Raw genomic sequence first — 12,770 nt, 5'->3', positions numbered from 1 at the left:
TTGGCCTAACTCGCCACCGCGATGGCCCGGCTCTCCCGGACCACCGTCACCCGGATCTGGCCCGGATAGGTCAGCTCCTCGGAGACCTGCCGGGCGACCTCCCGGGCGATCAGCTGCGCCCCGAGGTCGTCCACCTCCTCCGGCCGCACCATCACCCGCACCTCGCGCCCCGCCTGCATCGCGTACACCTCGGCCACGCCCTCGTGCGCGCGGGCGATCTCCTCCAGCCGCGCCAGCCGCCGCACGTACACCTCCAGCGACTCCTTGCGCGCCCCGGGCCGCCCGCCCGAACAGGCGTCCGCGGCCTGCGTGAGCACGGCCTCCACGGTGCGCGGCTCCACCTCGCCGTGGTGCGCGGCGATCGCGTGCACCACCTCCGGGGACTCCCCGTGCCGGCGGGCGAAGTCCGCGCCGACCGCCGCGTGGCTGCCCTCGACCTCGTGGGTGAGCGCCTTGCCGATGTCGTGCAGCAGCGCCGACCGCCGCACCGGCTCCGGGGCCACCCCGAGCTCGGCGGCCATCATCCCGGCCAGGTGCGCGGACTCCAGCAGGTGCCCGAGCACGTTCTGCCCGTACGAGACCCGGTAGCGCAGACTGCCCAGGGTGCGGACGAGCTCGGGGTGCATCCCGCCGACCCGGGCGTCCAGCAGGGCGTCCTCACCGGCCCGGACGCAGCACTGCTCGACCTCCTCGCGGCTGCGCTCGTGGACGTGTTCGATCCGGGTCGGGTGGATCCGGCCGTCCTCGACCAGTTGTTCCAGGGTGAGCCGGGCGGTCTCCCGGCGGACCGGGTCGAAGCAGGAGAGCTGCACCGTCGCGGGGGTGTCGTCGATGATCAGGTTGACGCCGGTGACCGCCTCGAAGGCACGGATGTTGCGGCCTTCGCGGCCGATGATCCGGCCCTTCATGTCCTCGCTCGGCAGCCGGAAGACGGTGACCGCCGTCTCGGCGGTCTGCACCGACGCCAGCCGCTGGATCACCCCGGCGAGGATGCCCCGGGCCCGGCGCTCGCCCTCCTCCCTGGCCTCGCGCTCGATCTCCCGGACCGTGACCGCGACCTCCCGCCGGGCCGTGGTCGCGGCCTCGCGCAGGAGTTCGGCGCGGGCCTGCTCGGCGGAGAGTCCGCCGGCCCGCTCCAGCACCGCCACCCGGCGGGTCACCAGCGCCTCGGCCTCGCCCCGGGTGCGCTCCAGTTCGGCGGAGCGCGCGGCGAGTTCGTCCTCCCTGGTCCGGACCCGGCGCAGCTCCTCGGCCAACTGCTCCTCGCGCCGGGCGAGTTCGGCCCGCTGCCGGGAGGTCTGCTGCTCGGCCCAGCCGCGGACGCGCTCGGCCTCGACGCCGGCGCGCCGCTGGGCGGCCCGGAGCCGCTTGGCCAGCAGCCCGACCAGGACGGCGAGGAGCAGCAGGACGGCGCCGGCCGACCCGGCGAGTGGCAGCAGGGAGGCGTCCGGTCCGGTGCCCGCAGAGATCCTCATGCCGCCCACTCCCCGTCACCGCTGTCCGCCGCCCGGCGTGGACCGCCGTCCGGAAGCGCCCCCGCACTGAGTGCGAGGCTAGGTGCGGGTCACGAAACGGTCAAGACTCGACCTGGACTGGACCAAGAAGCGTACGCAATGGCTACCGGACAGGACCTAGTCCCTCCCGGTTCCTGACGGTTCGCCCGGCTCCTCCTCGTCCAGCGCGCTGCGCACCACCCGGAACGCCAGCCCCTCGGAGTAGCCGCGCCGGGCCAGCACACCGACCAGCCGCCGCATCCGGACCTGCGGGTCCAGCCCCCGGGTGGACCGCAGCTTGCGGTCGACCAGCGCCCGGGCGGCCTCGGTCTCGTCGTCGTGGTCGAGCTGGGCGACGGCCTGTTCGACCAGGTCCGCGGCCACGCCCTTGGTGCGCAGTTCCTGGGCCAGCGCCCGCCGGGACAGGCCCCGGACGGCGTGCCGGGACTCCACCCAGGCCGCGGCGAAGGCCGCGTCGTCGATCAGCCCGACCTCTTCGAGCCGGGTGAGCACCTCGTCGGCGACGTCGTCCGGGATCTCCCGCTTGCGCAGGGCGTCGGCGAGCTGTTTGCGGCTCTTGGCGGCGCCGGTGAGCAGCCGCAGGCAGATGTCGCGGGCGCGGGTCTCGGGATCGGCCGTCTCCTCGGCCCCGGCCCGCTTCCGCCCGGTTCGGCCGGTACGGGCGGAGGGGTCGTGCTCGTCACCCGGAGCGCCCGTCTCGTCCGAGGCGTGCCCGGCGGAGCGCCCGGCCGCAGCGCGCCGCCCACGACGCGCGCCGGGACCGGTGTGCGGGGCCGGGGCGGTCACACCCCCGTGACCGACCGCCCCGGCCTCGCTCCGGCCCTCGCCCGCCGCCGGGGAGCCGGCCTCGTCGAACTCCTCGGCCGCCAGTGCCGAGCGCCGCCTGCGGCGGCCGGTGGGCAGTTCTGAGGCGGAGACCAACCCGAGCTCGCCGACCGACGGCTCCGCCGGTGCCGGCCCGGGCGCCGCGCCGCGCACCGCCCGGGCCGGCTCCCGGTCGAACTCCGGCTCCGAACCGGATGCCCACTGTGCGGCGGAGGACCGCTCCCGCCGCCGCCCCTTCCGGGGCTGCGACCGCGCCCGGGGCGTCGCCTCGAACGGCGGCTCCGGCTCCCCCGCCACGGCGGCGAACCAGTCCGGCGGCCCGTAGTCGTCGCCGTCCGGACCCGCCGGGCCGCCCTCACCCACTGCGTCGTGCTGCGTCAACGGTTCAGGCCTTGGCGGCCGCCGCCGTCTTCTTCGCCGCGGCCGTCTTGGCGGCGGTCGCGGTGATCGGCTTCGCGGCGCCGTCGGCGGCAGCAGCCGCCTCGCCCTCGGCCGGCTCCTCGGTCTTCGGGCCGATGCCGAGCTTGCCCTTGATCTTCCGCTCGATCTCGTCGGCGAGCTGCGGGTTGTCCCGCAGGAAGTTGCGGGCGTTCTCCTTGCCCTGGCCGAGCTGGTCGCCCTCGTAGGTGTACCAGGCACCGGACTTGCGGATGAAGCCGTGCTCGACGCCCATGTCGATCAGGCCGCCCTCGCGGCTGATGCCGATGCCGTAGAGGATGTCGAACTCGGCCTGCTTGAACGGCGCGGCGACCTTGTTCTTGACCACCTTGACGCGGGTGCGGTTGCCGACCGCCTCGGTGCCGTCCTTCAGGGTCTCGATCCGGCGGATGTCCAGCCGGACCGAGGCGTAGAACTTCAGCGCCCGGCCACCGGTCGTGGTCTCCGGCGAGCCGAACATGACGCCGATCTTCTCGCGCAGCTGGTTGATGAACACCGCCGTGGTGCCCGACTGGTTCAGCGCACCGGCGATCTTGCGCAGCGCCTGGCTCATCAGCCGGGCCTGCAGACCGACGTGCGAGTCACCCATCTCGCCCTCGATCTCCGCACGCGGGACGAGCGCCGCGACCGAGTCGATGATGATCAGGTCGACAGCGCCGGAGCGGATCAGCATGTCCGTGATCTCCAGCGCCTGCTCACCGGTGTCCGGCTGGCTGACCAGCAGGGCGTCGGTGTCCACGCCGAGCTTCTTGGCGTACTCGGGATCGAGCGCGTGCTCCGCGTCGACGAAGGCGACCGTGCCGCCGGCCCGCTGGGCGTTGGCCGCCAGGTGCAGGGTCAGGGTGGTCTTGCCGGAGGACTCGGGGCCGTAGATCTCGACCACCCGGCCGCGCGGGATACCGCCGACACCGAGGGCGACGTCCAGGGCGGTGGACCCGGTGGGGATCACGTCGATCGGCTCGTTGGCCTTCTCGCCCAGGCGCATCACCGAGCCCTTGCCGAACTGCCGCTCGATCTGAGCGAGTGCGTTCTCAAGGGCCTTCTCGCGGTCCGTACCTGCCATGGCTTCCACCCTCGGGTTCTGTGCTGTGCGCTTCATCGTCCTCGACGCTAGCGCGTCCCACTGACAAACGAGCCCGACCCGGCTCCGCCTGTGGAAAACTCCTCGCCGGAGAGTACAGAGAACAAATGTTCGATTCAAGCTTCGCACGTCCGAACGGTGCCACCACCACCGGCCGGGTCACCTCCCGTCGCCGCCGACCATCCGCCGCAGCCGCCGCGCCGCCTCCCGGCGCAGCTCCCGCCGGGCCCGCCGCTGCTCGCCCCGGTCGATCCGCGGGTCGGTGGCCACCTCGTACCGCCGCACGTACGTCCCGACGAAGCCCTGCAAGGTGGCCGCCGCCGGGATGGCGATCAGCGCGCCCACCGCGCCGAGCAGCGCCGCGCCCGCGATCACCGCGCCGAACGCGACCGCCGGGTGCACGTCCACCGTCCGCGCGGTGATCCTCGGGTGCAGCAGGTAGTTCTCGACCTGCTGGTAGACCACCACGAAGATCAGCACCCAGAGCGCGTCCACCGGCTGCACGGTGAGCGCCACCAGCACCGGCAGCGCGCCGGCCAGGTACGTCCCGATGGTCGGCACGAACTGCGACATGACGCCGACCCAGACCGCCAGCGCGGCCGCGTACGGCAGGTCGAGCAGCGCGAACATCACCCAGTGCCCGGCCGCGGAGACCACCGCGAGCAGCGCCCGGGAGTACAGGTAGCCGCCGGTCTTGGCGAGGGCGATCTCCCAGGCCCGCAGCACCTCGCCCTGCTTGGCGGGCGGCAGCATCGAGCAGACCGTCCGGCGGACCCGCGGGCCCTCGGCGGTGAAGTAGAAGGTGAACAGCCCGACCGTGAAGGCCTGGAAGAGCCCGCCGATCACGGTGGAGGAGAGGCCCCAGACGTTGTCGGCGGCCTGCTGGGCGTAGCTCTCGATCGCGCCGGAGTCCTTGAGCAGCTTCTTCTGCAGCTCGCCCAGCGACAGGTCCTGATGGAACGTCCGGTTCACCCAGTTGATCAGGTTGTCGACCAGGTGCGGCAGGTCCCCGGCGATCTTCGCGACCTGATCGACCAGCAGCGTGCCGAGCGCCGCGAGGAACCCGATCACCGCGATCCCCACCGCGACGAACACCAGGAAGGTGCCGATCCCGCGACGCACCCCGCGCGCCGCCATCCGGTCGACGGCCGGCTCCAGCGCCAGCGAGAGGAAGAAGGCCACCAGCAGCATCACGAAGAGGTCGATCAGCTGGTGGAAGGCCCAGTCGGCGAGCTGGAACAGCCCGACCAGCACCAGGGCCAGCACCATCGCCCGGGGCAGCCAGCGCGGCATCCCGCCACCCCAGAGGCCGCCGGCCTCGCCCTCCGGCAGCCGCGGTTCGGGCGGCGGGCCCGGAGCCTCGTCGGCGACCCGCGCCGTCCTGTCCGAATTCTGTGCTTCTGCGCTGCTTGTCACTCCGACAGTCTCACCCATCCCCCGGAGCCGCCCGAGCACCGGGCACCCCGCCGGGGCGGGGTCGGTCCCGCGGGCGGGCGGTGGTCAGCGCAGCACGCCGGAGACGCCCTGGGTCTCGCAGACCACCCGCCAGACGTCCTTGGCCTCCCAGCCCGACTCCAGTGCCTGCCGCACCGTCCGCCCGCCGAGTTCGCTCATCACATGGTCGGAGGCGAAGGACTCCGCGTACGTCTCCCCGAAGTGCGCGTGCATCCGTCGCCAGAACTCCGTCAGCCTCATGGCTCCAGTATCCCGGACCGCGCGGCGCCGTCCGGGGCCCGCCACTGCCCGGCCGTCAGCGCGTACTCGACCTCGCCGTGCTCGCTGCCGGGGATCGCCTCCGGGTAGTCCTCGTGGAAGGTGCGGACGAACGACAGCCCGGTCTTCTCCATGACCCGCCGCGAGCCCGCGTTGACCGTCATCGTGTACGCCACCACCCGCCGCACGCCCAGTTCGGTGAAGCCGCGGCGGACCAGCGCCCGCGCCCCCTCCGTCGCGTACCCGAGCCCCCAGGCGGCCCGGCGCAGCCGGTACCCCAGCTCGACCTCGGAACGGTCGCCCTCCCGCGTCGGCCGGAACTCGAACCAGCCCAGGAAGGCCCCGCCGGCCCGCTCCTCGGCCGCCCACCAGCCGAGGTCGCCGTACCGCCGGTAGTGCGCGAGGTACAGCGGCAGCAGTTCGCCCTCGACCTGCTCCCGCGCGGTCGGCCGCCCGCCGGTGAGGTGGCGCATCACCTCCGGGTCGCCGTCCAGTTCGACCAGGTGGTCGACGTCCGCTGCGGTGAAGCGGCGCAGCACCAGCCGCTCGGTGGTGAGGAAGACGGTCACGCCCCGATCCTCACCGACCCGCCCGGGCGGCGTCACCCGGTTTTCCGCCCGCCTCAGCGCGGCAGCGCGAGCAGCCCGGCACCGAAGTACTGCCGGGCCCCGCAGGCGTACGGCCCGGGCGGGCAGGCGGCCGCCGCGGTGCCGGCGAGCAGGGCGGCGAGCGGGCCGGAGCCGTAGTCCGGGTGCAGGGCGGCGGCCACCGCGACCGCGCCGGTGACGTGCGCCGCCGCCATCGAGGTGCCGGCCAGTGCCGCGTACTGCCCGCCCGGCCAGTCGGAGACGATCGCGCCCTGCGGCCCGCTGTCCGGGTCGCCGCCGGGGGCGGCCAGCGAGACCCGGCCGCGGCCGTAGTTCGAATAGCCGGACGGGCGGCCGTCCCGGTTGACGGCGGTGACGGTGACGACGCCGGGCAGTTCGCCGGGCAGCCGGATGCACTCGGTGCCCAGGTAGCGGGAGCGGGCCGGGCCGGAGACCCGGTCGTTGGGGCTGCGCTCGTCCGTCCGGGTGGCGCCGAGGTCCTGCCCGTCGTTGCCCGCCGAGGCGACCACGACGGCGCCCTTGCGCTGGGCGTAGCCGGAGGCCCGGCCGACGGCGGCGATCAGCGCGGCCTGGTCCTGGTCCTCCGGGCAGTTGTACTTCCACGGGTCGGCGAAGTAGCTGTTGTTGATCGCCTTGGCGCCGTGGTCGGCGGCCCAGAGCATGCCGCAGACGATGTTCTCGGCGTAGTACTGGCCGAGCGGTCCGAGCAGCCGGACGGCGGCGATCCGCACGCCCGGCGCGACCCCGGTGATGCCGTGGCCGTCCCGGGTGGCGCCGACGATCCCGGCGACGTGGGTGCCGTGGCCGCTCTCGCTGACCCCGGGGTCGGGCCGCCAGGAGCCGGAGCGGGCGTCGGGCCGGCCGTCGGCGCAGGAGACGGAGGCCTTCGGGTCGACGGCGGCGCGCAGGTCGGGGTGGGTGTCGTCGACGCCGGAGTCGAGCACCGCGACCAGCACCTTGTGCAGTGCGTCGGCGGTCGGCGCGCCGGCGGGACCGCGGATCCCGGTGGAGGTGTCGCCGGCCCGGGCGCCGGCGCCGCCGAGCATGGCGAGGTTCCACGGGTCGCCCTCGCTCGGATCGGGCACCGTGACGGTGCCGCCGTCCTGCCGGTCGGTGCTGTCGCGCCGGGCGCTGTCGGTGCTGCGGTGACGGGCGTGATCGCTGTCGCGACGGGCGTGATCGGTGCTGCTGCGGCCGGCGCGGTCGGCGTGGTCGGTACCGGCGGCGAAGTCCCCGGCGCCGTCCAGCAGGCGGGGCGGGGCGACCACCGGTTCGGTCCGGGTGGTGCCGACGGCGGCGATCCCGGGCCGGGCCCGCAGCGTGCCCGCGAAGCCGCCGGTGGCGTACGCCAGGACGGCCCCGATCTGCGGGTACTCCTGGACCACCTGCCCGCCCGCCGCCCGGCTCTCGGCCCCGGCCAGGGCGGCCCCGGCGGCGTCCTCCTGCTCGGCGAGCACCAGGTAGCTGAGGTAGGGCCGGCCGGATCCGGAGACGTACGGGACGGCGCCGCCGACCACGAGTGCGGTGAGCAGCATCGCGAGCAGCGCCCGGGCGGGCCCGCGGACGCGGCGGCGGGCGGCACGGGCGGGACCGCCGGACGGGTTCACCTGCGCCATCGCACGGTCTCCGCTCGTCGGTCCGGTGGGTCGGGGGTGGGTCACTGGCCTGATTCATCACCATATGAGCGGATTTGCCTTTTTGCTCCTTTAACTACACCCATGCTCACCACACCCGTGCGGCCTCCGCTCCCCCACCCCGGTTGTCGGTGCCACCCGGCACCATGGGGGCATGGCGCCCCCGCACCCGACCCCGCCGAACGACGACCCCCTGGCCGGATTCACCCCGACCACCCGGGCCTGGTTCACCGGCGCCTTCTCCGCCCCCACCACCGCCCAGGCCGAGGCCTGGCGCGCCATCCGGCAGGACACCGACGTCCTGGTGGTCGCCCCCACCGGCTCCGGCAAGACGCTCGCCGCCTTCCTCTCCGCCCTGGACCGGCTGAGCAGCACCCCGCCCCCGGCCGACCCCAAGCGCCGCTGCCGGGTCCTGTACGTGTCACCGCTCAAGGCCCTCGCGGTGGACGTCGAGCGCAACCTGCGCGCCCCGCTGACCGGCCTGCGCCAGGCCGCCGTCCGGCTCGGCCTGCCCGAGCCCGAGGTCCAGGTCGCCACCCGCTCCGGCGACACCCCCGCCGCCGACCGCCGCCGCTTCGCCACCCACCCGCCGGACATCCTGATCACCACCCCCGAGTCGCTGTTCCTGCTGCTCACCTCCGCCTCCCGGGAGGCGCTGCGCGGCGTCGACACGGTGATCCTCGACGAGGTCCACGCCGTCGCCGGCACCAAGCGCGGCGCCCACCTCGCGCTCAGCCTGGAGCGGCTGGACGAACTGCTGGAGCGCCCGGCCCGCCGGATCGGCCTGTCCGCGACCGTCCGCCCGGTCGAGGAGGTGGCCCGCTACCTCAGCCCGCAGCGCGGCGCCGTCGTCGTCCAGCCCGCCGCCGCCAAGGAGTTCGACCTGTCGGTGGTCGTCCCCGTCCCCGACCTGGACGACCTGCCCGCGGCCCCGGCCACCGGCGCCTCCTCCGATGCCGACCCGCAGCGGCAGGCGTCGATCTGGCCGCACGTCGAGGAGCGGATCGTCGACCTGGTGCAGGCGCACCGCTCGACCATCGTCTTCGCCAACTCCCGCCGCCTCGCCGAGCGCCTGTGCAACCGGCTGAACGAGATCGCCCTCGAACGGGCCACCGGTGAGCCGCTGCCCGAGGCGCACTCCCCCGCCCAGCTGATGGCCGAGTCCGGCGTCGCCAAGGGCGCCCCGCCGGTCATCGCGCGCGCCCACCACGGCTCGGTCTCCAAGGAGCAGCGGGCGCTGGTCGAGGAGGAGTTGAAGGCCGGCCGGCTGCCCGCCGTGGTCGCCACCTCCAGCCTGGAACTGGGCATCGACATGGGCGCCGTCGAGCTGGTCGTCCAGGTCGAGTCCCCGCCCTCGGTCGCCTCCGGCCTGCAACGGGTCGGCCGGGCCGGCCACCAGGTCGGCGCCGTCTCCACCGGCGTCTTCTTCCCCAAGTACCGCGGGGACCTGGTGCAGTCCGCCGTGGTCACCGAGCGGATGCGGGCCGGCCGGATCGAAGCGCTGCGCGTCCCGCGCAACCCGCTGGACGTGCTCGCCCAGCAACTGGTCGCGATGACGGCGCTGGACGCCTGGCCGGTGGACGACCTGCTCACCGTGGTCCGCCGCGCCGCGCCCTTCGCCACCCTCCCGCAGTCCGCCTTCGAGGCCGTGCTCGACATGCTGGCCGGCCGCTACCCCTCGGACGCCTTCGCCGAGTTGCGCCCCCGGGTGGTCTGGGACCGGGTGGCCGGCACCGTGACCGGCCGCCCCGGCGCCCAGCGGCTCGCCGTCACCTCCGGCGGCACCATCCCCGACCGCGGCCTGTTCGGCGTCTTCATCGCCGGCGCCGACCCTAAAAAAGGCGGCGGCCGGGTCGGAGAGCTCGACGAGGAGATGGTCTACGAGTCCCGCGTCGGCGACGTGTTCACCCTCGGCACCACCTCCTGGCGGATCCAGGAGATCACCCACGACAAGGTGCTGGTCACCCCCGCCCCCGGCGTGCCCGGCCGGCTCCCGTTCTGGAAGGGCGACACCCTCGGCCGCCCGCTCGAACTCGGCCGCGCCCTCGGCGCGTTCACCCGCGAGCTGGGCGCCCTGGAGCCCGAGGCCGCCACCGCCCGGCTGCACCGGGCCGGCCTGGACGACTGGGCCGCCGCCAACCTGCTCGACTACCTCGCCCAGCAGCGCGCGGCCACCGGCCACCTCCCGGACGACCGCACCATCGTCGTCGAGCGCTTCCGGGACGAGCTCGGCGACTGGCGGATCGTCATCCACTCCCCCTTCGGCGCCCAGGTGCACGCCCCCTGGGCGCTCGCGCTCGGCGCCCGGCTGCGCGAGAAGCACGGCCTCGACCCCCAGGTCATGCACGCCGACGACGGCATCGTGCTGCGCCTGCCGGACGCCGACCTCCTCGCCACCGACTTCGACTTCAACAGCCCCTCGGAGCAGTCCGGTTCGGACGAGGCCCCGGTCGGCGCCGACGCCGCCCTGTTCGACGCCGCCGAGATCGAGCAGCTGGTCACCGACCAGGTCGGCGGCTCCGCCCTGTTCGCCTCCCGCTTCCGCGAGTGCGCCGGCCGTGCCCTGCTGCTCCCGCGCCGCAGCCCCGGCCGCCGCACCCCGCTCTGGCAGCAGCGCCAACGCGCCGCCCAACTGCTCGAAGTCGCCTCCGAGTACGGCTCGTTCCCGATCGTCCTGGAGGCCGTCCGCGAGTGCCTCCAGGACGTCTTCGACGTGCCGGGCCTGGTCGAGCTGATGGGCGACCTCGAATCCCGCGCCGTCCGCCTGGTCGAGGTCACCACCCCCGAGCCCTCGCCCTTCGCCCGCTCCCTCCTGTTCGGCTACGTCGCCCAGTTCCTCTACGAGGGGGACTCCCCGCTCGCCGAGCGCCGCGCCGCCGCCCTCTCGCTCGACTCCCGGCTGCTGTCCGAACTCCTCGGCCAGGCCGAGCTGAGCGAACTGCTCGACCCGCAGGTGCTCGCCGAGTTGGAGGCCGAGCTCCAGCGCCTCACGCCCGAGCGCCGGATCAAGGACGCCGAGGGTGTCGCCGACGCGCTGCGCCTGCTCGGCCCGCTCACCGAGGCCGAGCTGGCGGCCCGCGGCGCCGAACCGCTCTGGGCCCTGGAGTTGGAGGCCGCCCGCCGGGTGATCCAGGTCCGGATCGCCGGCGAGCGGCGCTGGTCCGCCGTCGAGGACGCCGGGCGGCTGCGCGACGCGCTCGGCACCCCGCTGCCGGTCGGCGTCCCCGAGGCCTTCACCGAGCCGGTCAAGGATCCGCTGGGCGACCTGCTCGCCCGCTACGCCCGCACCCACGGCCCGTTCGCCGCCGCCGAGGCGGCCGCCCGCTTCGGCCTCGGCACCGCCGTCGTCACCGGCACCCTGCACCGGCTCACCGCCGCCGGCCGCCTGGTCCAGGGCCAGTTCCGCCCACCCGTCGCCCGCCGGTCCCCTTCGCCGGAGGCGCTCCACACCACCCCTCCCGACCACACCACCACCGAGTGGTGCGACGCCGAGGTCCTGCGCCGGCTGCGCCGCCGCTCGCTGGCCGCCCTGCGCCAGGAGGTCGAACCCGTCCCGCCGCGCGCCCTGGCCGCGTTCCTCCCGCAGTGGCAGCACCTGGCCGGCCACCGGCTGAGCGGCCCGGACGGCCTGCTCCGGGTGGTCGAACAGCTCCAGGGCACCGCCCTGCCCGCCTCCGCCCTGGAGAAGCTGATCCTCCCGGCCCGGCTCACCGGCTACTCCCCCGGCCTGCTGGACGAGTTGACGGCGGCCGGCGAGATCGGCTGGTGCGGGGCCGGCGCGCTGCCCGGCAAGGACGGCTGGCTCAGCCTGCACCTGGCCGAGCACGCCCACCTGCTGCGCCCCGAGCCCGTCCCGCCCGCGCTCACCCCCGTGCACAGCGCGCTGCTGGCGGCGCTGGCCGGCGGCTACGGCCTGTTCTTCCGCCAGTTGGTCCAGCAGCTGCCGGAGGAGACCCCGGAGCCGGAGATCGTCGAGGCACTCTGGGACCTCGTCTGGGCCGGGTACGTCACCAACGACACCCTCGCCCCGCTGCGCGCCCTGCTCGGTTCCGGCCGGACGGCCGGTGCCACCGCCCACCGCGCGCCCCGGGCGACCCCGCGCGGCCGCTACGGCGGCGCCGGCCGCGCCTTCGGCCGGGTCGGCGGCGCGCTGCGCGGCGGCCCGCCGACGGTGGCCGGGCGCTGGTCGCTGCTGCCCGCCTTCACCACCGACCCGACGGTCCGGGCCACCACCCAGGCGCAGAGCCTGCTGGACCGGCACGGCCTGGTCACCCGGGGCGCGGTGGCGGCCGAGCGGGTCCCGGGCGGCTTCGCCGGGGTGTACCGGGTGCTCGCCGCGATGGAGGAGCGCGGCCGGGCCCGCCGGGGCTACTTCGTCGAGGGGCTGGGCGGCGCCCAGTTCGCCATGGAGGGCGCGGCCGACCGGCTGCGCTCGGTCAACGGCCGGCTGGAGCGGGCCCGGGCCGCCGAGTGGCCGGCCGCCCCGGCCACCGAGCCGCCGCAGGTGCTGGTGCTGGCCGCCGCCGATCCGGCGAACGCCTACGGCTCCGCACTGCCCTGGCCGGAGCCGCCGACGGCCCCCGGAGCCAAGGAGGCCCGGGCGCACCGCCCAGGCCGCAAGGCGGGCGCCCTGGTGGTGCTGGTGGACGGCGAGTTGGCGCTGTACGTCGAGCGGGGCGGCAAGTCGCTGCTGGCCTGGCCGGAGGACGGCGCCATCCGGGCGCTGGCGGTGGGCGCGCTGGCGGCCGCGGTCCGCGAGGGTGCGCTCGGCAGCGTCACGGTCGAGCGGGCGAACGGCGAGCCGGCCCTCGGCTCGGCGCTGGGCGCCGCGTTGGAGGAGGCCGGCTTCCACGCCACCCCGCGCGGCCTGCGCCTGCGGTCCTCCTGAGGTCCGCCGACGCCGAAGGCCGCGGGGCATCCGGTGCCCCGCGGCCTTCGTTCGCTCGTATCACCCGTT

General features: G+C 75.2%; 8 protein-coding genes. 1 reads left to right on the top strand and 7 read right to left on the bottom strand.

The window, feature by feature from the left end; genetic code table 11:
• Positions 1 to 5: 5 nt before the first annotated feature.
• The 7 genes from rny to ACFWPT_RS08565 form a co-directional block, all read right to left on the bottom strand.
• Positions 6 to 1,475 carry a ribonuclease Y gene (gene rny / locus ACFWPT_RS08595; protein WP_380480617.1) on the bottom strand — a complete coding sequence of 490 codons (1,470 nt, stop codon included), beginning with the start codon at positions 1,473 to 1,475 and terminating at the stop codon, positions 6 to 8.
• Positions 1,476 to 1,631: 156 nt separating this feature from the next.
• A complete protein-coding gene (recX, locus tag ACFWPT_RS08590) occupies positions 1,632 to 2,720 on the bottom strand; it encodes a recombination regulator RecX (protein ID WP_380336439.1) in 1,089 nt (362 codons plus the stop codon).
• Between the two features lie 4 nt (positions 2,721 to 2,724).
• Positions 2,725 to 3,840 (bottom strand): recombinase RecA, encoded by a 1,116-nt coding sequence (gene recA, locus ACFWPT_RS08585; protein WP_380336442.1) that lies wholly within the window; start codon positions 3,838 to 3,840, stop codon positions 2,725 to 2,727.
• Between the two features lie 177 nt (positions 3,841 to 4,017).
• Positions 4,018 to 5,274 carry an AI-2E family transporter gene (locus ACFWPT_RS08580; RefSeq protein ID WP_380336445.1) on the bottom strand — a complete coding sequence of 419 codons (1,257 nt, stop codon included), beginning with the start codon at positions 5,272 to 5,274 and terminating at the stop codon, positions 4,018 to 4,020.
• Positions 5,275 to 5,358: 84 nt separating this feature from the next.
• On the bottom strand, positions 5,359 to 5,553 hold the full coding sequence (locus tag ACFWPT_RS08575; RefSeq protein WP_063349322.1) for a DUF3046 domain-containing protein: 195 nt from the start codon (positions 5,551 to 5,553) through the stop codon (positions 5,359 to 5,361).
• Positions 5,550 to 6,140, bottom strand: a complete 591-nt coding sequence (locus ACFWPT_RS08570; RefSeq protein WP_380480614.1) for a GNAT family N-acetyltransferase — start codon at positions 6,138 to 6,140, stop codon at positions 5,550 to 5,552. The genes ACFWPT_RS08575 and ACFWPT_RS08570 overlap by 4 nt, the downstream gene beginning before the upstream one ends.
• A gap of 53 nt (positions 6,141 to 6,193) precedes the next feature.
• The gene (locus ACFWPT_RS08565; RefSeq protein WP_380480612.1) at positions 6,194 to 7,795 is read right to left on the bottom strand and encodes a S8 family serine peptidase; all 1,602 of its coding nucleotides are present in this window, start codon (positions 7,793 to 7,795) and stop codon (positions 6,194 to 6,196) included.
• 172 nt (positions 7,796 to 7,967) lie between these two features.
• On the opposite strand from ACFWPT_RS08565, the gene ACFWPT_RS08560 reads away from it, so the two are divergent.
• Positions 7,968 to 12,701 (top strand): ATP-dependent helicase, encoded by a 4,734-nt coding sequence (locus ACFWPT_RS08560; RefSeq protein WP_380480610.1) that lies wholly within the window; start codon positions 7,968 to 7,970, stop codon positions 12,699 to 12,701.
• Positions 12,702 to 12,770: the final 69 nt, after the last annotated feature.

The sequence above is a fragment of the Kitasatospora sp. NPDC058478 genome (assembly GCF_042720345.1).
GTDB lineage: Bacteria > Actinomycetota > Actinomycetes > Streptomycetales > Streptomycetaceae > Kitasatospora.
This window is presented reverse-complemented; position numbering and strand designations above follow the sequence as displayed.